The sequence below is a fragment of the Streptomyces thermovulgaris genome (assembly GCF_002155915.1).
Classification (GTDB): domain Bacteria; phylum Actinomycetota; class Actinomycetes; order Streptomycetales; family Streptomycetaceae; genus Streptomyces; species Streptomyces thermovulgaris.
Genome location: NZ_MUME01000107.1, coordinates 1 through 19,391, shown reverse-complemented (window position 1 = coordinate 19,391; position 19,391 = coordinate 1). Strand labels below are relative to the sequence as shown.

The window sequence follows — 19,391 nt, the reverse complement described above, 5'->3', positions numbered from 1 at the left end:
GTCAGAAGACCACCAGGGCCCGTCCTCCCTTGCCCGCCAGCATGGTCTCGAAGGCGGCCGGAATGCCGTCCAGGGCGATCCGTTCGGTCACCAGGGCGCCCAGGTCCAGGCGGCCGGCACGGACATGGGCGGCGAGCACGGGCAGGTCCTTGGCCGGGTCGGAGTTGCCGTAGACGCAGCCGGTCAGGGTGCGGCCCCAGTGGAAGATCTCCAGGGCGTTGAAGGTGACCTGCTGGTCCTTGCCGCCGATGCCGACGACCGTCGTACGGCCGCCGCGGCGGGTGGAGTCCCAGGCGGCGCGGATGCTGGCCGCGCGGCCCACGCACTCGACGGAGACGTCGACGCCCTGTCCGCCGGTGAGGGCGCGGATCTCGCGGGGCGTGTTCCCGGAGGCGAGGAGGTAGTCCGTGGCGCCCGCACGGCGGGCCAGCTCCTCCTTCTGCGGGGTCACGTCGACGGCGACGATCCTGGCCGCGCCCGCGATCCGGGCGGCCTGGAGGACGGCCAGGCCGACGCCGCCGACGCCGAACACCGCGACGGTCTCCCCCGGCTGCACCTTCGCCGAGTGGTGGACGGCTCCGTATCCGGTGAGGACGGCGCAGCCGAGAAGCGCGGCGTCGGTGAGCGGGACCCCGTCCGGAAGGGGCAGGACGCAGGAGGAGGCGACGACCGTCTCCTCGGCGAAGGCGGCGACGTTGAGACCGGGGTGCAGTTCGGTGCCGTCGGTGGTGCGGGCGTGGACGCCGGCGATGCCGTTCAGCGCGTTGGCGCACAGCCACACCTCACCGAGCGCACAGCTGTGGCACTCCCCGCACGACGGCGCCCAGTTGAGGACGACGGCGTCGCCCGGTGCGACATGGGTGACCCCCTCGCCGACGGCGAGGACGGTTCCCGCGCCCTCGTGACCGAGCACGGCCGGCACCGGCACCCGCATCGTGCCGTTGCTCAGCGACAGGTCCGAGTGGCAGACCCCGGCGGCGGCCAGCCGGACCCGGACCTGGCCGGGGCCGGGCTCCGGCAGCTCGATCCGAGTGATCTCCAGCGGGGAGCCGATGGCGGGCAGGACGGCGGCACGTACGGCCATGACGTGGTGACTCCCTTGGGACGGGGGACGGAGGGACAGGGGACGAGAGGCTGAAGTCGGAGGGCCTGGGGCTGAAAGCGCCTAGAACTGGAGGGACTTGGTCTGCAGGTACTCGGCCAGGCCGTAGGTGCCGAGTTCACGGCCGACGCCGGACTGCTTGTAGCCGCCGAAGGGGGCCAGGGGGTTGAAGCGGCCGCCGTTGATGTCGACCTGGCCGGTGTCCATGCGGCGGGCGAAGGCCACCGCCTCGGCCTCGTCGCCCGCCCAGACGGCCCCGGCGAGACCGTAGACCGTGCCGTTGGCGATGCGCAGGGCGTCCTCCTCGTCCTCGTAGCGCAGGACGCACAGGACCGGACCGAAGATCTCCTCCTGGGCGACGGTCATCTCGGGGGTGACGTCGGCGAAGACGGTGGGGCTGACGAAGTAGCCCTTGTCCCGCGGGGATTCGGGTCCGCCGGCGACCAGGCGGGCGCCCTCGGCGATCCCCTTCTCGATGTAACCGCGCACGCGTGCCCGCTGTGCGGCGCTCACCAGCGGGCCGATGCGGTCGCCGTACTTCGCGGCGGCCGTCGCGGCGAGCTCGACGGCCTCGTCGTACTGGTCGCGGTGCACCAGCATCCGGGTCCAGGCGCTGCACGTCTGGCCGGAGTTGGCCATCACATTGGCGACACCGACGTTGACGGCCCGGGCCAGATCCGCGCTCGGCAGGATGACGTTGGCGGACTTGCCGCCCAGCTCCAGGGCGACCCGCTTGACGGCGGCGCCCGCCGTCGCGCCGATCCGCCGGCCGACGGCCGTGGAGCCGGTGAAGGAGACCAGATCGACGTCCGGGTGCTCGACGAGGGCCTGCCCGGCGACCGGACCGAGGCCGGTGACCAGGTTGAGGACACCCGCCGGAACCCCGGCCTCATGGACTGCCTCGGCGAGGAGCCGGGCGGTGAGCGGGGTGTCCTCGGCCGGCTTCAGCACGATCGTGCAGCCCGCGGCCAGCGCCGGGGCGGCCTTGGCGACGATCTGGTGCAGCGGGTAGTTCCAGGGGGTGATCGCACCGACCACGCCGACCGGCTCGTGGTACACGGTGGAGTTGCCCACCTTCTCCTCGAAGACGTACGTCGCCGCGAGGTCGGCGTAGGAGCCGGCGACCGCGATCGGCACGCCCACATGGACCGTCCGGGAGAAGGCGAGCGGCGAGCCGAGCTCGGCGGTGACGGTCTCGGCGATCTCCTCCTCGCGGGCCACCAGCACGTCCCGCAGGGCGGCCAGGCGGGCGGCCCGCTCGGCGGGCGGCGTCGCGGCCCAGCCGGGGAGGGCGGCGCGGGCGGCGCGCACGGCCGCGTCCACGTCCTCGGCGGTGCCCGCCGGCACGGTGGCGATGACCTGCTCGTCGGCCGGGTTCACCACCTCGATGACGTCCTTGCCCGCGGCGGGGCGCCAGGCGCCGTCGATGTACATGCCGTCATGTGCCTTCATCGTGCTCCTCGGGACGGGCGCGTCGTACGCGTGGGGCGGAATGCGTCGTACGCGTCACAACCTACCGATGGCTCCTCGTGCCGGCACCGACGCTTTTCGGTCACCGGACGCTCCGGGCCGGGGCGGCGTACTCCTCCGGCTCCTTGGGGACCGGAAGGCGCCCGGGCCCGGGAGGGGCACAGCGACGGGAGACGGTCCGGGGCCGCATCCTCGCACCGGCGCCGCCGAACCGGCCGGCGGGCGGGCCCCGGTGTCCCGGATCCGGTCGGGTGCTCCGGTCCGCCCGGGAGAGTCCCCGGGGAGACCTGGAAGACCCGGGAGCCCCGGGGAGAAGCCCGGAGAAGGCCGGAGGGGCTGCGGAGGAAAGCGGCCGTGCGCGGGACTGGCCGGGTGTCACTTCGTCGCGGTCAGATGGGCGAAGACGACGACATTGCTGGAGTAGCCGGCCCGGTGGGTGTAGAGGCCGCCGCAGGTGATGACGCGGAGCTCGGGGCGGCGGGTGGGGCCGTACACCTCCTTGTCGGGGAAGCGGTCCTTGTCGAAGACCCGTACCTTGTCCACGGTGTAGACGGCGGTACGGCCGTCCGCGCGCCGCACCTCGATGGTCCGGCCCGGCTCGATCCGGCCGAGCGCGGCGAAGACGGCGGCGCCCTTCCTGGTGTCGCGGTGTCCCACCGCGACCGCCGTGCCGCGTTCCCCGGGGGTGGGCCCGTCCTTGTACCAGCCGACCAGGTTGGGGTCGTCGGCCGGGGGCGTCTCCAGCCGCCGGTCGGCGTCGAGGCCGAGTCCGACGACGGGTGCGTCGACGCCGAGGGAGGGAATGCGCAGGGTGGTCGCCCGGGACCTGGGCAGCGGCGCGGGCGGGGACGAGGACGGCGCGGTGGGGCGCGGGGAGGCGGACCGGCCGTTGCCCTGCGCGCCGCCGGTCTTGCCCTTGTCCTTGCCCTTGTCCTTGGCCTTCCCCTTCTCCTCGCCCTCGTCGTCCTTGCTCCTGCCCGTGTCGTCCGTGCCGGAGGGGGCCGGGGGGGCCGGCGCCGTGACGGCGGGTCCGCCGGCCCGGTCCGCCGCGGTGCGCTCGCCCGTTCCCTCGCACCGGGTGCCCGCCATCACCAGGAGGACCGCGAGCACGGCCGTCCTGGCGAGGCGGTAGGCGCGGGTCCGGTACCAGGGCCTGCGCCCGCGCCCGGGGCGTGCCGCGAAAGCGGCGCTCCCCGCCCGGGGAGCGGGTCCCGCGACCGCCCGGGGAACAGCCCTCCGGGGAACGGGGCCCGCGGGGCCGTAGGGGTTCCCCCTGCCCGTGCGGGACCGGGGGCCCGGCGGGGTGTGCGCCCGCGCGGCGGAGGGCCGCCCGCGTACCGGATGTACGCGGGCGGCCCCGGCCGCACGGCCCGGCGTTCCTCCCTGCTCGAGAAGCCGGTAGGGACGCCTGCCCGGACGCACCCCCCGGCCGCCGGGCCGGGGGAGCGTCGCGGGACGGACGGGACGTTCGGCGTACGCCCTACGCGGCGCCATGGGGCTGCCGTCGGGTCCGCCGGACGTACGCCGCGCCGCCGGCCGCGGCCAGTCCCACGGCCGCGGCACCGGTCAGCGGGGCGAGGGCGGCGGTCATCGGGGCGAGGCCGCCGGCGCCCGCGTGGACGGCGCCCTTCGGGCCCCCGTCGTGGCCCGCGGCGCCCGCGCCGTTCTGCTGGCCGCGGCCCTGGTCCTCGATCCGGCCGCCCGGACCGTGGGCTCCGTCGTGCCGTTCCTGCTCGTCACGGCAGTTGACGCGGAAGAGCTTCTCCCTGGTGGTGCCGTCGACGCTCCAGATGAGCTTGTACTGGCCGTCGGTCAGCGCCAGCGGTTCGGTGTGTCCGGCTCCGGCGCCGAGGGCGATGGTGCCGCTGACAGTGGCGCTGGTGGGCAGCGGGGGCTGTGCCTGGATGGTGTAGGCGATGCTCGGGAGGTTGTCGAAGTTGACGGCCTCGAGATAGAAGCGGCACACCACGGGGTCGTCCTTCGGGACGCCGAAGGGCACGCCCACCCGGTGGATCCTGATGTCGCCGCCTTCTCCTTGGGCCATGGCGGCGGGCGCCGCCAGCCATGTGGCCCCCGCCGCGGTCAGGGCCGTCAGGGCGGCGGTGGCACCGATGCGGGAGCCGAAGGTGCGTAGAGATGTCAGGGTGGGCATGCGCATTCCTCCGAGTCAGCCGATTTTCATACAAATCGTTCTTGCCTCTGACTCTCTTTCACACCCGGCCGTCCAAGACCGCGACCTGCGCACGACGCGCCGTCAGACATCGCCCGACCGGCCCAGCCGACCCCTCCCCGCCGACGGCGGCGCGGCGCCGGAGCGGACGCTCCTCAGTCCAGCACCCGTCCCAGATACGCCCGCAGCATCGCCCGCATCTCCCCGATGATCCGCTCGTCGCCCTGCGGGTCGACGCGGAAGGCGAGTTGGACGAGGGTGTCGGCGGTCTCGACGGCCACCAGGAAGGTGCGGCGCAGATCGTCGTCGAGGGGGCGCTTCAGACGGCCGGAGAGCAGCTCGGCGAGGCGGTCGGCGACGCGGTGGTTGGGCTCGCCGCGGCGGACGCCGACGGGGATCTGGTTGCCGAAGTCGACCAGGGAGAAGCCGGGGGCGGTCCGCTTCATCTCCAGGTACTCCTCGAGCACGGCGTCCATGGCGACACGCCAGTCGCCGCTCCCGGTCCTCCGCAGACGCTCCGTGACACGCTCGGCGAAGCGCTCGAGGTTGCGCTGGGCGAGCGCGTCGGCCATCGCGCGCTTGTTGCCGAAGAACCGGTAGACGGAGCCGATGGGCACACCGGCGCGCAGGGCGACGGCACGCGTGGTCAGCGCGTCGTAGCCGACCTCGTCGAGGAGTTCGGCGCAGGCGTCGAGGATTCTGGTCAGCCGTTCTGCGCTGCGCCGCTGCACGGGGGCATGGCGTAGCGGGGTCGCGTGGGACACGGCTTCATCATGCCCGCCTCCGCCCATCGGGTGAAGCGCGCCCTCCGGCCGGCCGGACGACGGGGCGGCCCGCCGGGCGCCTCCCCGGAGGACTTCCCGGGGATTCCGCGGGTGCCTTTGCGGGAGAGGCCGTGACGGCCGTGCTCCGGGCCGGTGCGCCACCGGCCGCCCGGACCGTGCCGCCGTCGGCGCGGTGCCGGCGGCGGGAAGCGGCGGACGGTCAGCCGTACGGCCCAGCCGCCGCCGTCCGGCCGGACCCCGACGCCGGCCTCGGAAGCGCTCTTCCCGTCCGCCTTACGGGAGCGCCGCCCCTCCTCGCCGGTGCGGCCGAGAAGCCCGCCCGTCCCAGGGCACCGAAGGCGCCGTCCGCCGGAGCCGGCCCGGTCCACACGGCGCCTTCCGGGGGCTTGCGCCCCGGGGAACCCAATCCTATGGTGCCCCATAGGAATCGGACCGCAAGGGAGCGATCATGAGTGGGGACGACGCGCGCAGCATCGCCGAGAAACTGACCTACCTCTCCGGCTTCGGCAACGAGCACAGTTCGGAGGCGATCCCGGGGGCCCTGCCCGTGGGCCGCAACTCCCCGCAGCGCGCACCTCTCGGGCTGTACGCCGAGCAGCTCAGCGGTACGGCGTTCACCGAGCCCCGCGCCCACAACCGCCGCTCGTGGCTGTACCGCATCCGCCCCTCGGCCGTGCATCCGCCGTTCGCCCGCACCGACAACGGCACTCTGCGCACGGCACCCTTCAACCAGACCGTGCCCGACCCGAACCGGCTGCGCTGGGACCCCCTGCCGGAGCCCGCCCCGGGCACGGACTTCCTGGCCGGCCTGTGGACCCTCGGCGGCAACGGCGACGTCACCCAGCGCACCGGCATGGCCGTGCACCTGTACCACGCCAACGCCTCGATGGAGCGCGTCTTCGGCAACTCGGACGGCGAGCTGCTGATCGTCCCCGAGCGCGGCGGGCTGCTGCTGCGCACGGAGTTCGGCCTGCTGCACGCCGAGCCCGGCCATGTGGCGCTGATCCCGCGCGGGGTGCGCTTCCGCGTCGACCTCCTGGACGGCACCGCCCGCGGCTACGTCTGCGAGAACTACGGCGCCCCCTTCCGCCTCCCCGACCTCGGCCCCATCGGGGCCAACGGTCTGGCCAACCCGCGGGACTTCATGGCGCCCGTCGCCGCGTACGAGGACGTGGAGGGCCCGGTGGAGGTGGTGAACAAGTTCTGCGGCAACCTGTGGGCCGCCACCTACGACCACTCCCCGCTCGATGTCGTCGCCTGGCACGGCAACCATGTGCCGTACGTCTACGACCTGCGCCGTTTCAATGTCATCGGCTCGATCTCGTACGACCACCCGGACCCGTCGATCTTCACGGTGCTGACCTCGCCCTCCGACACCCCGGGTCTGGCCGGCATCGACTTCGTCGTCTTCGCGCCGCGCTGGCTGGTGGGCGAGGACACCTTCCGGCCGCCGTACTTCCACCGGAACGTGATGAGCGAGTACATGGGCCTGATCGAAGGCGCCTACGACGCGAAGGCGGAGGGCTTCGTGCCCGGCGGCGGCTCCCTGCACAACATGATGTCGGCGCACGGCCCGGACCTGGAGACCTTCGACAAGGCGAGCTCGGCCGAGCTGAAGCCGCAGAAGGTGGACGACGGGCTGGCGTTCATGTTCGAGACCCGCTGGCCGGTGAGGCTCACGCCGCAGGCGGTGCGGGCCGAACACCTGCAGCAGGGGTACGACGAGGTGTGGCAGGGTCTCGAGCGGCACTTCCGCCCCTTGCACTGAGAGTTCCCTACCGGTACGGATGGCCCGTGACCTCCTTCGCTCCGGATTCGATCGTCCTGAACCGCAAGCTGCCGCTGTGGTACCAGGTTTCCCAGTCGCTGCGTGCCTCGATCCTCGGCCGCTCGCCCCGGGACCCGCTGCGTCTGCCCACCGAGGAACAGCTCGCGGAGCACTACGGCGTGAGCGTGCTGACCATGCGTCAGGCGCTGAAGGAGCTGGAGGACGAGGGCCTGATCACCCGGCACCGGCGGCGCGGCACCTTCATCGAGCCGAACGCCCGCCGGGGAGCCCCGGTGCGGCTCCTCGGCTCGGTGGACGCGATCGTGGCCCAGCAGTCCGGCATGACCGCCGAGCTGCTGGACCACGGCACGGCGCCCGTGCCCGCCGAACTCGCCGAGTTCTTCCCCGACCTGGACGAGGTGGCGACGTACCACCGGCTGCGCAGCGACGAGAAGACCGGTGAGCCGACCAACCACGCCCGCAACTACGTCCGCCCGGAGCTGGCCCGGCACATCCCCGTGGACGATCTGCTGCGGTGGCCGATGACCAAGGTGCTGCGGGACGTGGTCGGCGCGGACATCGCCCGGATCACGGACACGGTGGAGGCACGGCTGGCCGACCCGGAGACGGCGCGCCTGCTCGAGGTCCCCCTGCTCAGCCCGATCCTGCACTACACGGGGGTCACCTACGACACGGCGGGACGGCCGCTGGACGTGGCGGTCATCCACTACCGCGGGGACCGTTTCTCCTTCTCGGTCACCCTCGACGCCACCTGAGCCGGCCGTCCGGGACAGGTCGTACGATGCCGGGCGTGACGCACGACGACGCTGTGCCGCTGGCCGATCTCATGCCGTGGTCCGTCGCATCGCCACGGATCGGGCGGGGGTGGCCGACGGCGCCCGACGCGGGGTGTCTGAAGGCCCGTTGGGAGGCCCTGCTGAAGGCCGAGGGCCCCGACCGGGAGGCCCTGTTCGAGCCGACGCGCTCGCGGACGCCGTACACGGCGGTCGGGCAGCTGCCCGGGCGGACCGGCGGCACCGAGAAGCTGATCCGTGCCTCGGGGCCCTGCCCGGAACCGGTCCGTGTGCTGGTGGCGCCCTTCGACGAGCAGTGGCTGATCCCCGATCACCGTCTGATCGACGCGGCCCGCCCCGAGCTGTGGCGGGTGGCCGACGCCCGGCAGGTCTTCGTCGCCGAGCCGGCCGCCGCGCCCGGCACCGGGGAGCCGCTTCTGCTGGCGACCTCCCTGCTGCCGCTCCTCCGGCCGGGCCGCATCCGTCCCCTGTACCGCCGCCCGGGGGCGCGGGAGCCGAATCTGGCGCCCGGTCTGCTCGAGCACCTCGCCGTCCGTCTCGGGCACTCCCCCGCCCCGCTGGACGTTCTCGCCTGGGTGCTCGCGACCGTGCGCCCCGGCCCGGCCGTCCCGCTCACGGAGGACGCCGAGGTGTGGGCGGAGGGGGTGGAGCTGGGCCGCCGGATGCTGTGGCTGATGCGCCGCGACGGCGAACGCCCCAAGCTGCCCGGTGGCCGCCGCCCCTACGTCCGTGCCCCGCTGCCCTCCCGTCCGCGGACCCTGCACTACGACCGCGACGAGGAGACCCTGTACCTCGACGAGGGCCGTATCGCCCCCGTGCCGTCCGAGGCCTGGGACTTCCGGGCCGGCTCGGCGCGCGTCCTGGAGCAGTGGTTCGCCGCACGGACCGCACAGGGCGCACCGGGCACGCTGGCGGCGATCCGCCCGGCCGCCTGGCCGCAGACGTGGACGTCCGAGCTGCTGGAGCTGATCACGGTTCTCGCGCTGCTGGCGGAGCTGCGGCCCCGGCAGGAGGCCCTGACGGTCGCCTCCCCGGTCACCGCCGCCGATCTGAGGGCCGCGGGTGTTCTGCCAATCCCGCCGGCCGCCCGCCGGCCGGCCACCGTGCTCGACCACCTCGAGGAGGGCCCGGAGGGCCAGTTCGCCCTGGTCTGACGGCTCCCGGACCCGGTCCTCCCCGGAGCGGCACCGCCGGCCGGCCGCATCCCGCTGCTGACAAAACCGCCGCTCCGGGTCATGATCCCGTCCATGGAGCAGCTTCCCCTGCCCCTGGAGGGCATCACCGTCGTCGCCGTCGAGCAGGCCGTCTCGGCGCCCTTCGCCACCCGGCAGCTGGCCGATCTCGGGGCCAGGGTGGTGAAGGTCGAGCGGGTCGACGGGGGCGACTTCGCCCGGGGGTACGACACCGCGGCCAAGGGGCTCGCCTCGCACTTCGTGTGGTGCAACCGGGGGAAGGAGTCCATAGCGCTGAACCTGAAGGACCCGCGGGGGCTGGACGTCGTCCGGCGGCTGATCGCCGACGCGGACGTGTTCGTGCAGAACCTCGCGCAGGGCGCGGCGGCCCGGCTCGGGCTGGACGCGGCCACGCTGTGCGCCGAGCATCCGCGGCTGATCGCGGTGGACATCTCGGGGTACGGCTCCGGCGGTCCGTACGCGTACAAGCGGGCGTACGACATGCTCGTGCAGTGCGAGGCGGGGCTGGTGTCGGTGACCGGGACGCCGGAGCAGCCGGTGAAGGCGGGCATCCCGGCGGCGGACATCGCGGCGGCCATGTACGCCTTCTCGGGTGTGCTGGCCGCGCTGGTGCGGCGCGGCACGACCGGGCGCGGCGGGCCGGTGGAGGTGTCGATGCTGGAGGCGCTCGCGGAGTGGATGGGACATCCGCTGCACCACACCCTGCACGGCGGCACCGTCCCGGCGCGCACCGGGCTCGCGCACGCCGTCATTGTTCCCTACGACGCCTACCCGACCGCGGACGGCGGGCGTGTGCTGCTGTCGGTGCAGAACGACCGGGAGTGGCGGCGGCTGGCCGAGCAGGTGCTGAAGCGGCCGGAGCTGGGGACGGACCCGGCGTTCGCGACGAACGCGGCGCGGGTCGCGCACCGGGAGCGGACCGATGCGCTGGTCGCCGGGGCACTGGGCGCGCTCGGCACCGACGAGGCGCTGGAGCGGCTGGAGGCCGCGGGGATCGCCTGTGCGCGTCTGCGGGATCTGCACGAGCTGGCGGAGCATCCGCAGCTGGCGGCCCGGAAGCGGTGGCGGGAGATGGGAACGCCGGTCGGGCCGCTCAGGACGCTGCTGCCGCCGATCACCCTGCCGGGCGGGGCCGGGCCTCGGATGGGGGATGTGCCCGCGCTCGGGCAGCACACCGACGCACTGCTGCACGGCCTGGGGATGACGGACGACGAGATCGCGGCACTGCGCCGGGACGGCGTGGTGGCCTGAGCACGGGCCCGGTGGACGGGCCGGAACGGGCCGAGAAGGACGTCGGTCGTGCTCAGTGCCCGCCGAACAGGGAGCGGCGCAGTCGGCGCAGCGGCGCGAACAGCGACACCCGGTTCACCCGTGCGTCCCTGTCCGTGCGGTCGCGCGCACCACGCGCGGTCAGCTCGCGCACCAGTGACGTCGCCTCCGCCACCTCGTGCTTCGGCGCGGCGGGGCCGGACAGCACCGAGAGATGACGGTCGAGACGTGAGCTGGTCGCGCTGCTCCCGCAGGTGATCGCAGGGATCTTCGCCCTGCCGCGCGCTGTTATCTGCTCCATGTCACTCCCCACCCGTACGAGTCCACCCAGCCCGGGCAGAGTAACCCTATCGCCCTCTAGGGGCACTCATGCATCGCGTCCACAGGATTCACGCAACGCGTAAGGGGATTGACGCTTACTCTCCGAATCCGACCGTTTTCAAGGTGAGTTGGACAAAGGGCCGGGTGGTGGGCAGGTCCGAACCGCCCTCGGGCTCGACCGTGACGGCCAGTGAAGTGGCCGTTCTCTCAAGGTCTGTGACGGTCAGTGGCTCGCCCTCCGTGAGGAGTCCCAGGGAGCGTGGTGGTGCGCCGGGGCGCATGAGCCAGAGCTGGTGCACCCGGCCGGCGGGCGGGGCCCCGTATCCGTCCAGGGCGACCACGGCCCGCCCCTCGGAGGCGGAGGCGATCACTGCGATGCCGCGGCCCCGTGCGTCCCGGCCGGTGGCGGCCCGTGCGTCGGGGGCGGCCAGCACCCGGGTGATCTCACGTGTCCGGTCCCGCTGGGCGTCCAGTTCCTCCCGGGTCCGGTGCGCCTGGACGGCGAACAGCGCGGCGACGACGAGCGCCGCGGCGGCGGTCGTGGTGGCGAACGGAACGAACAGGGGGCGCGGCCGGGGCGCACGGATGCGTGCGGGCGGTGGCTGGGTGCCCCAGACATGCGGGGGAAGCCGGGGCGTGCGCCCTCGCGCCGGCGCGGGCTCCTGGGGAGTGTCGCGTACGGCGGCCAGGACCCGGTCGCGCAGCGCGGGGGGCGGCGGAGCCGCCGTGGAGCAGGCCAGCCTGGCCGCGTCCTCGGACAGGGCGCGCACCTCGGCGTCGCACGGCCGGCAGCGCCTCAGATGCCTTTCGAAGCGGGCCCGTTCGGCGGGGTCCAGGGCGTCGAGGGCGTAGGGCGCGGCCAGCGAGTGCAGGTCCTCGCGGCGCAGCAGACGGGCGAGCGGGCTCATGCGGCCCCTCCCAGGCACTCGCGCAGCCGGGTGAGTCCGTCGCGCATCCGCGTCTTGACCGTGCCCAGGGGCAGGGACAGCCGTTCGGCCACTTCGCGGTAGGTGTAGCCGTCGTAATAGGCGAGGGTGACGGACTGGCGCTGCAACGCGGTGAGACGGTCCAGGCAGCGCCGCACCCACTCGCGTTCCAGGCCGGCCTCGACCTCCTCGGTGACATGGTCGAAGGCGGGCGAGGCGGCGCGCAGCGCTTCCCGGCGCTCGCGTTCACCGGCGGCGCGGGCGCTGCGCACCCGGTCCACGGCACGGCGGTGGGCGAGGGTGAGCACCCAGGACAGGGCGCTGCCCCGCCGGGGGTCGAACCTCGCGGCGGAGCGCCACAGGTCGAGCAGCGCCTCCTGGGCCACCTCCTCGGACTGGGCGGGGTCGCGCACCACGCGCTGCACCAGCCCGTAGACGGGCCCGGCCACCAGGTCGTACAGCTTCTCGAATGCCTTCTGGTCGCCCCTTGCCACGAGCACCAGAAGCTCGTCCGCCTCCACTCGTCGCCCCCTCTCCGCCGGTCGTCGTGGGCCCGACCTGTCATGTGCGGTGCGCGCAGCGGACGCGCCCCTTTGGAGAAGTACGGACGAGCGGGCCGAAAACGCGGGTCGGACGGGGAGAAAGACAAGGGGAGAACGAGAGGAGGAACGAGGAGAGAGGAGATCCGGCCGTCCTCCTCCGTCGCCCCGCTCCGCCGGCTTCCTCCGCCGCCGGCACGGACGGGGGTCCCGTCGACGGCACGGACGGAGACCCCGGCAGGCAGGGCCTCCGCCGCGAAGACGGCCGCGAGGACGGCTTCCGTCTCTTCATTCGTGGGGGGTTGTCATTCGTGGGGGGTTGTCCGTGGGGAACGATGTGCGGGACAGGAAGGGCAGAGATCAGGCCGCGTTGGTGAGGACCGGCAGATAGCCACCGGACTGGCCGGCTGCCGTCGGGTGGTAGGAGTTGCCGATGTTCAGCCAGTCGACGCTGTGCAGCCAGGAGTTGCCGGAGCAGATCTCGTGGCCGCTGAAGGCGGGACGGACGTCGCCGAAGACGAAGCCGTGGTTCGCGACGACCCTCGCGATGGCGGCGTTGAGGTGGTCGGCCGCGCCGTTGATGGCGGCGCGCTTGGTCTCGGACAGGCCCAGGCAGAGCTGGCCGAGCTGGTAGAAGCGGGGGTAGCCGAGCACGACCACGCGCGCGTTGGGCGCCTTGGCACGGATCGCCGAGTAGAGGTTGCTGAGCTTTCCGGGCAGGGTCGAGTCGACGTACGCCTTCGCGGTGTTGATGCGCGAGATGCAGGCGCTGTCGGACTGGAGCACACAGGTCGTCATGACGTCGGCGAACCCGGCGTCGTTGCCGCCGACGGTGATCGACACGAGTGCGGTGCTGGAGTTGAGCGGGCCGAGCTGGTTCGCCAGTACGTCGTCCGTCCGGGCGCCCGAGCAGGCGGTGAAGGCGAACGACGAGGGTGAGTGCGCGGCGTTCCACAGGTACGGGTACGCCTTCGTGCTGCGTTTGCAGCTGCCGCTGGAGTCGATGTAGCTGCCGGCGCCGACCCCGGAGGAGTAGGAGTCGCCGAGGGCCACGTAGCCGCCCGCGGCGGCCGATGGGGATGCGTGGGCCGCCGCTGCCCCGGTCAGGGCGAGTCCGACGGCCAGGAGGAGAGAACCGATATAGGCGACAAACCGGGAACGTCTCATGGAACCTCCCTTTAGCAGGATCTCTGCCACAACCGTCGTACCAGCTACGCGTGTTGACAGGAAGTGTCCATGCCAAAATTTTTTAACGATCAACCAGATTTGTTGCCCGGAAGGACCCTTGCCATGCCCCTTCGGCCAACTGACCGAAAAACGAACAGAGATGGACGAAGGGCACCGAGAGGGGAGTCAAGCACCCACAAGAACACCTACGGGTGAATTCCGTGTCTTGACGATCCCGTGCGACTGCGCGACATTGAAGCCTGGCATCCGGCGCTTCGGGGGGCAAAGTCGCCAATGCAGACCATGGACGTCTCCACAGCTTCATCACAGGGCGCCGCGACGGAGCGACCAGGGCCGGGGAGGGACCTGTCGCCGCTGCTCGCGGGCGCCGCGACGGCCGTCGGGGGGACCGGCGTGCTGCTCGCACTCACCGGATCGGACTCCGTTCTGCGTGGTCCGCTGACACTGTTTCTCCTGGTGGCGGCACCGGCCGCCGCCCTCGCGGCCACACTGCGCGGACTGGATCCCTTCAGCCGTGCGCTCGTCTCGGTGGCGGGCGCCGTCGTCCTCGACATGCTGGTCGCCCAGGGAATGCTGACCCTGCACCGATGGTCCGTCAGCGGCGGGCTGACGGCCGTCACCGCGTTCAGCTCCCTCGTTCTCCTGCTGGTTCTGGTACGGCGCCGGTGCGGCCGTACGGCGAAGAGACAGGGCTCCTGACGTGGACATCAGCGTGTACCGCCCCGGCGAGCTGAGCGCCGCCGACCGGGCGGCGTGGACGGCCATGCAGTCCAAGGCTCATCTGCACGGCCTGGAGGAGCTGGCGAACCCGTTCCTCTCCCCCGAGTTCGCCCTCGCGGTGGGCAGCTGCCGACGCGGGGTGAGGATCGCGGTGATCCGCGAGAGGGGCGAGCCGGCCGCGTTCTTCCCGTTCCAGAGAACGGCCACCGGCGTCGGCCGGGCCATCGGGCTCGGCCTCTCCGACTGCCAGGGCCTGGTCCACCGGCCCGGCTTCACCTGGGACGCCCGTGAGCTGCTGCGGGCCTGCAAACTGGCCATCTGGGAGTACGACCACCTGGTGGCGGGCCAGGAGCCGTTCGAGGCCGGCGCCACCGGCACCTTCGCGTCCCCGGTCATGGACGTGGACCAGGGCTACGACGTCTATCTGCGCGAACTGCGCGCCCGTTCACCGAGCTTCCTGCGCGGCACCCGGGCCAAGGAGCGCAGGCTGGGCCGCGACGTGGGCCCCGTGCGCTATGTCCACGACGAACGCGACCCGGCCGTGCTGCGCACCCTGATGAGCTGGAAGTCCGCCCAGTACCGGCGGACCGGACGCAGCGACCGCTTCGCACACGCATGGATCACCGCTCTGGTCACCCGGCTGTTCCACACCCGCTCCGACCCGTTCGCGGGCATTCTGTCGGTGCTGTACGCGAACGGCCGCCCGGTCGCCGCCCACTTCGGACTGCGCACCGAACGGGTGCTCTCCTCCTGGTTCCCGGCGTACGACCCGGCGTACGGACGGTTCTCCCCGGGACTGATCATGTATCTGCACATGGCCGAGGCCGCCGCCGACGACGGCATCGCCCACATCGACCTCGGCCGGGGCCAGAAGAGGTACAAGGACTCCCTGAAGACACGTGAACTCCACGTGTCCGAGGGGTGGGTGACACGACGTCACCCCGTGGCGATCGCACACCGGGCGCACCGCGCCCCGGTGCGGGCGCTGCGGAACACGGTGCAGTCACGGCCGGAGCTGTTCGAGCCCGCGGACAGGATCCTCAAGCGGATAGGAAAAATCCGATCAAGGCTGTGACCGGCGCGCACTCGGTTTCACAACGGGAAAATCCACAAAAATGTGAGGCCTGATTCCAGGTCTTGCCATACTGGTTCAAGCATCAATACTGTCGTACATCTCATCCGCATCGGTGCGTCAGCAAGCGGCTCAGGGGAGGGTCAGAGCCAGGACGCGTCCGACGCGGAGCGCGGTAGGGGGGTGCCGTGCTCGGTGACCGCAGATGTGACCGAGCCGTGCCGCGCGACCGGCTGCCGTCGATGTGGCGGGCCGGCCAGCTTCACCGACCCACCCGGCGTGCGCCCAGGAGCCGTTGCGGCGCGCCCCGGGTGACAAACCCCCCTTTCGAACCGGACAGACAGCCGGGCCGCCCCGTGCGGGCGGTCCGCCGGACGAGAGGGACACGACTCATGGGCTCCGTTCCGCGCCCGCCTTCCTCGGCACAGGAACCACAGGAGACACGGGAACCGACGGCCACCGCATTCCGGCCGATCTCCTCCCACCTGGCGATCACACCGCCGGTGAGTGTGGTGATCCCCGCCATGAACGAGGCGGAGAACCTGCCCTACGTCTTCAAGACGCTTCCGGGGTGGATACACGAAGTGGTTCTCGTCGACGGCCACTCGACCGACAACACCGTCGAGGTGGCCCGCGAGCTGTGGCCCGACGTGAAGGTCGTCACGCAGCGCGGCAAGGGCAAGGGGGATGCCCTGATCACCGGCTTCGAGGCGTGCACCGGTGACATCATCGTGATGATCGACGCGGACGGTTCGGCCGACGGCGGCGAGATCGTCTCCTTCGTCTCCGCACTGGTCTCGGGAGCGGACTTCGCCAAGGGCTCCCGGTTCGCCAACGGCGGCGGCACCGACGACATGACCTTCATCCGCAAGCTCGGCAACCGGATCCTGTGCGCCGCGGTCAACCGCAAGTTCGGCGCCCGCTACACCGACCTGTGCTACGGCTACAACGCCTTCTGGCGGCACTGCCTGGACAAGATCGATCTGGACTGCACCGGCTTCGAGGTCGAGACGCTGATGAACATCAGAGTGGTCAAGGCCGGGCTGAGGGTGCAGGAGATCCCCAGCCACGAGTACCTGCGCATCCACGGCACCAGCAATCTGCGCGCCGTGCGCGACGGACTGCGGGTGCTGCGGGTGATCCTCAAGGAGCGCTCCAACCGGCGCGAGCTGCGCCGCCAGGAGCGGCACTCCCCCCTGCTCGACACCGTGCGGGGAGAGGTCTCTTGAGCGATCCCGGCATCTCCGTCGTGATCTGCGTCTACACCGAGGACCGCTACGAGGACATCCTCGCGGCGGTCTCCTCGGTGCGGGCGCAGTCCCGGCCGGCCCTGGAGACGCTCCTGGTCGTGGACCACAACCAGGCGCTCCTGGACCGGCTGACGCGGGAGTACAAGGAGGCCGCGGACGTGCGGGTGCTCGCCAACGCGGGCCCCCGCGGCCTGTCCGCCGGCCGCAACACCGGCATCGCCGCCTCCCGCGGCGAGATCATCGCCTTCCTCGACGACGACGCGGTGGCCGAGCGGGACTGGCTGCGGTACTTCGCCGAGGGGTACGCCGACCCGAGGGTGATGGCGGTGGGCGGCCGTACGGTGCCCATCTGGGCCTCGGGCCGCCGCCCGGCCTGGTTCCCGGAGGAGTTCGACTGGGTGGTGGGCTGCACCTACAGGGGACTGCCCCCGGGCCGGGTCCGGGTGCGCAATGTGCTCGGCGGCAACGCCTCCTTCCGGCGCACGGCGTTCGACGTGGCGGGCGGCTTCGCCACCGGCATCGGACGCGACGGCGACAAGCGCCCCCTGGGCTGCGAGGAGACGGAGCTGTGCATCCGGCTCGGCAAGGCCCGGCCGGACGCGGTCCTCCTGATCGACGACCGCGCGGTCATCCACCACCGGGTGCCGGCCTCGCGCGAGCGCTTCCGCTACTTCCGCTCCCGCGCCTACGCCGAGGGCCTGTCCAAGGCGCTGGTGGCCCGCAGCGTCGGCGCGGCCAAGGGCCTGGAGTCAGAACGCCGTTACACCACCCGGGTCCTGCCCGCCGGAGTGGCCCGCGGGGTGCGCGACGCGCTGCTGGCCCGGCCGGGCGGCGCGGGCCGGGCCGGCGCGATCGTCGCCGGGGTGCTCGCGGCCGCGGGCGGCTACGCCGTCGGCAGCATCCGGGCGCGCCTGGGCGGCACCCGCTTCCGGATCGTGGAGATCGAGAACGGCGACGGGCAAGAAGGGGGAGGGAAGGCATGAACGCACCCGTGCCGGTGCTCATGTACCACGCGGTCGCATCAAAGCCCAACAGGGCCACACGCGCCCTGTCCGTGACACCGGAGGCGTTCGCGGAGCAGATGGGTGTGATCAAGGGCCTGGGCCTCCACCCGGTGACCGCCTCCCAGCTGGCCGCCCACTGGCGCTCGGAGGGCTTCGTGCCGCTGCCCCCGGACCCCGTGCTGATCACCTTCGACGACGGCTACGAGGGCGTCCACCGGCACGCCCTGCCCGTGCTGGCGAAACACGGCTTCCCGGCCACGCTGTTCGTCTCCACCGGCTGGATCAGAGGGGCCCACGACACCGGGGGCGCCCCGGACACCATGCTCGACTGGGACCAGGTGCGCGCCCTCGCGGCCGAGGGAGTCGAGATCGGCGGGCACAGCCACACCCATCCGCAGCTGGACCAGATCGACGACGACGCCCTGTGGTCGGAGCTGATCCGCTGCAAGGAGATCGTCACCGGTGAACTGGGCACCGCCCCGGTCTCCTTCGCCTATCCCTTCGGCTACTCCGACCGCCGGGTGCGGGCACGGGTGCGGGCGGCGGGCTTCAGGCAGGCCCTCGCCGTCGGCAACGGCCTGGCACGCCGCCGGCAGGGTCCGTACGCCCTGCAACGGCTCACCGTGCGCCGCAGCACCACCCTCGAGGAGTTCGAACGGCTCGTCCAGGGCCGCGCGATCGCCCGGAACTTCGCCAAGGACCGCGTCCTCACCAAGGGGTACGCCCTGGTCCGCAGAGCACGTCAGGTCCGCCGGAAGGCCCTCCGCAGCCGTGTCTGACACGACCACCGCCACCGAGGCGTCGGCCCCCGAGCCCCGCACTCCCGAACAGCCGGGGCGCCGGCTGCGGCTGCCCGGACGGGACCGGCCCGGCGGCGGCAATCCGCTGTTCCGCAACGCCTATGCGCTGATGCTCAACACCGGGATCTCCGCGGTGCTGGGCCTCGGCTACTGGCTGGTCGCCGCCCGTTACTACTCCGCCGACGCGGTCGGCCAGGGCTCGGCCGCCATCGCCGCCATGAAGCTGCTCGCCGGGCTGACCGCGGTGACGCTCACCGGCGCCCTGGCCCGCTTCATCCCGGTCTCCGGCCATGCCACCGGCCGTCTGATCGCCCTCACCTATGCGACCAGTTCGCTGATCGTGGCCTGCGCGGCCGGGGTCTTCCTGTTCACGCTGGACCTGTGGGGGCCGTCGTACCGCTTCCTGCACGAACCCCTGTACGGCCTGGGCTTCGTCGTCGTCGTGGTGGCCTGGAACCTGCTCACCCTGCAGGACGGGGTGCTGACCGGGCTGCGCAGCGCCCCCTGGGTGCCGGTCGGCAACACCGTGTTCTCGGCGGTGAAGCTGGCGCTGCTGGTCGCCCTGGCCGCCGTGATCCCGGCGACGGGTGTCTTCGTCTCCTGGGGGCTGGCGATCGCCTTCTCCATCGTGCCGCTGGGCTGGCTGGTGTTCCGGCGCCTGGTGCCCCGGCATGTGAAGGCGACCGAGGACCACGCGAAACCGCCGACGACGAGGGAGCTCGGGCGGTTCCTGGCCGGCGACTACACCGGCTCGCTGTTCTCGCTCGCGGTCGTCTACATGGTGCCGGTGATCATCGCCTCGCAGGTCAGCTCCGCGGACAACGCGTACTTCTACATCACGACGACGATCGGCGGAACGGTCAACCTGCTCGCCATCAACATGGGCGCCTCGCTGACCGTGGAGGGCTCGCACGACCCGGCGCGGCTGGCCGCCAACACCCGGGCGGCCCTGCGGCGGATGGCCCGGATCATGCTGCCGATCTGCGGGCTGATGTTCCT

Annotated in this window: 19 protein-coding genes; 10 read left to right on the top strand and 9 right to left on the bottom strand. The window is 72.5% G+C overall.

The features are described from left to right. Position 1: 1 nt before the first annotated feature. The 5 genes from CCN35_RS11195 to CCN35_RS11175 all read right to left on the bottom strand — a co-directional run bounded on the left by CCN35_RS11195 (position 2) and on the right by CCN35_RS11175 (position 5,533). Positions 2 to 1,084 (bottom strand): zinc-binding dehydrogenase, encoded by a 1,083-nt coding sequence (locus CCN35_RS11195; protein ID WP_067394747.1) that lies wholly within the window; start codon positions 1,082 to 1,084, stop codon positions 2 to 4. An 81-nt stretch (positions 1,085 to 1,165) separates the two neighbouring features. After that, complete coding sequence (locus CCN35_RS11190) at positions 1,166 to 2,554, bottom strand: aldehyde dehydrogenase family protein (protein ID WP_067394744.1); 1,389 nt, start codon at positions 2,552 to 2,554, stop codon at positions 1,166 to 1,168. A 393-nt stretch (positions 2,555 to 2,947) separates the two neighbouring features. Further along, the gene (locus tag CCN35_RS11185; protein ID WP_067394741.1) at positions 2,948 to 3,682 is read right to left on the bottom strand and encodes a class F sortase; all 735 of its coding nucleotides are present in this window, start codon (positions 3,680 to 3,682) and stop codon (positions 2,948 to 2,950) included. 370 nt (positions 3,683 to 4,052) lie between these two features. Further along, on the bottom strand, positions 4,053 to 4,724 hold the full coding sequence (locus CCN35_RS11180) for a hypothetical protein (RefSeq protein ID WP_067394738.1): 672 nt from the start codon (positions 4,722 to 4,724) through the stop codon (positions 4,053 to 4,055). Positions 4,725 to 4,897: 173 nt separating this feature from the next. Next, the gene (locus CCN35_RS11175; RefSeq protein WP_086792444.1) at positions 4,898 to 5,533 is read right to left on the bottom strand and encodes a TetR/AcrR family transcriptional regulator; all 636 of its coding nucleotides are present in this window, start codon (positions 5,531 to 5,533) and stop codon (positions 4,898 to 4,900) included. Between the two features lie 442 nt (positions 5,534 to 5,975). Between CCN35_RS11175 and hmgA the strand changes: the two genes are divergently transcribed. From hmgA to CCN35_RS11155, 4 genes are all read left to right on the top strand, one after another. Beyond that, on the top strand, positions 5,976 to 7,295 hold the full coding sequence (gene hmgA / locus CCN35_RS11170; protein WP_067394732.1) for a homogentisate 1,2-dioxygenase: 1,320 nt from the start codon (positions 5,976 to 5,978) through the stop codon (positions 7,293 to 7,295). 26 nt (positions 7,296 to 7,321) lie between these two features. Further along, positions 7,322 to 8,071, top strand: a complete 750-nt coding sequence (locus CCN35_RS11165; RefSeq protein WP_067394727.1) for a GntR family transcriptional regulator — start codon at positions 7,322 to 7,324, stop codon at positions 8,069 to 8,071. 26 nt (positions 8,072 to 8,097) lie between these two features. Beyond that, positions 8,098 to 9,264 (top strand): type ISP restriction/modification enzyme, encoded by a 1,167-nt coding sequence (locus CCN35_RS11160; RefSeq protein ID WP_067394725.1) that lies wholly within the window; start codon positions 8,098 to 8,100, stop codon positions 9,262 to 9,264. A gap of 93 nt (positions 9,265 to 9,357) precedes the next feature. Beyond that, on the top strand, positions 9,358 to 10,554 hold the full coding sequence (locus tag CCN35_RS11155) for a CaiB/BaiF CoA transferase family protein (protein ID WP_067394722.1): 1,197 nt from the start codon (positions 9,358 to 9,360) through the stop codon (positions 10,552 to 10,554). A gap of 52 nt (positions 10,555 to 10,606) precedes the next feature. Here CCN35_RS11155 and CCN35_RS11150 read toward each other — a convergent pair whose 3' ends face one another. The 4 genes from CCN35_RS11150 to CCN35_RS11135 form a co-directional block, all read right to left on the bottom strand. Beyond that, positions 10,607 to 10,873: a hypothetical protein gene (locus CCN35_RS11150; RefSeq protein ID WP_067394719.1), complete on the bottom strand. Its 267-nt coding sequence runs from the start codon at positions 10,871 to 10,873 to the stop codon at positions 10,607 to 10,609. Positions 10,874 to 10,988: 115 nt separating this feature from the next. After that, positions 10,989 to 11,801 (bottom strand): anti-sigma factor, encoded by an 813-nt coding sequence (locus CCN35_RS11145; protein WP_067394716.1) that lies wholly within the window; start codon positions 11,799 to 11,801, stop codon positions 10,989 to 10,991. Beyond that, positions 11,798 to 12,340, bottom strand: coding sequence for a sigma-70 family RNA polymerase sigma factor (locus CCN35_RS11140; RefSeq protein ID WP_067394713.1), 543 nt, complete (start codon positions 12,338 to 12,340; stop codon positions 11,798 to 11,800). The genes CCN35_RS11145 and CCN35_RS11140 overlap by 4 nt, the downstream gene beginning before the upstream one ends. A 378-nt stretch (positions 12,341 to 12,718) precedes the next feature. Then, the gene (locus tag CCN35_RS11135) at positions 12,719 to 13,525 is read right to left on the bottom strand and encodes an SGNH/GDSL hydrolase family protein (RefSeq protein ID WP_067394705.1); all 807 of its coding nucleotides are present in this window, start codon (positions 13,523 to 13,525) and stop codon (positions 12,719 to 12,721) included. A 303-nt stretch (positions 13,526 to 13,828) separates the two neighbouring features. On the opposite strand from CCN35_RS11135, the gene CCN35_RS11130 reads away from it, so the two are divergent. From CCN35_RS11130 to CCN35_RS11105, 6 genes are all read left to right on the top strand, one after another. Beyond that, positions 13,829 to 14,245, top strand: coding sequence for a hypothetical protein (locus CCN35_RS11130; RefSeq protein ID WP_086792455.1), 417 nt, complete (start codon positions 13,829 to 13,831; stop codon positions 14,243 to 14,245). Position 14,246: 1 nt separating this feature from the next. Beyond that, on the top strand, positions 14,247 to 15,341 hold the full coding sequence (locus tag CCN35_RS11125) for a GNAT family N-acetyltransferase (RefSeq protein ID WP_067394702.1): 1,095 nt from the start codon (positions 14,247 to 14,249) through the stop codon (positions 15,339 to 15,341). A 389-nt stretch (positions 15,342 to 15,730) separates the two neighbouring features. Next, positions 15,731 to 16,567, top strand: a complete 837-nt coding sequence (locus CCN35_RS11120; protein ID WP_067394699.1) for a glycosyltransferase family 2 protein — start codon at positions 15,731 to 15,733, stop codon at positions 16,565 to 16,567. After that, positions 16,564 to 17,571, top strand: a complete 1,008-nt coding sequence (locus CCN35_RS11115) for a glycosyltransferase family 2 protein (protein WP_067394696.1) — start codon at positions 16,564 to 16,566, stop codon at positions 17,569 to 17,571. Before CCN35_RS11120 ends, CCN35_RS11115 begins: the two co-directional genes overlap by 4 nt. Continuing rightward, a complete protein-coding gene (locus CCN35_RS11110) occupies positions 17,568 to 18,371 on the top strand; it encodes a polysaccharide deacetylase family protein (protein WP_067394693.1) in 804 nt (267 codons plus the stop codon). The genes CCN35_RS11115 and CCN35_RS11110 overlap by 4 nt, the downstream gene beginning before the upstream one ends. Further along, the coding region (locus tag CCN35_RS11105) for a lipopolysaccharide biosynthesis protein (protein WP_425444289.1) at positions 18,364 to 19,391 on the top strand (1,028 nt) is incomplete at its 3' end. The genes CCN35_RS11110 and CCN35_RS11105, both read left to right, overlap by 8 nt.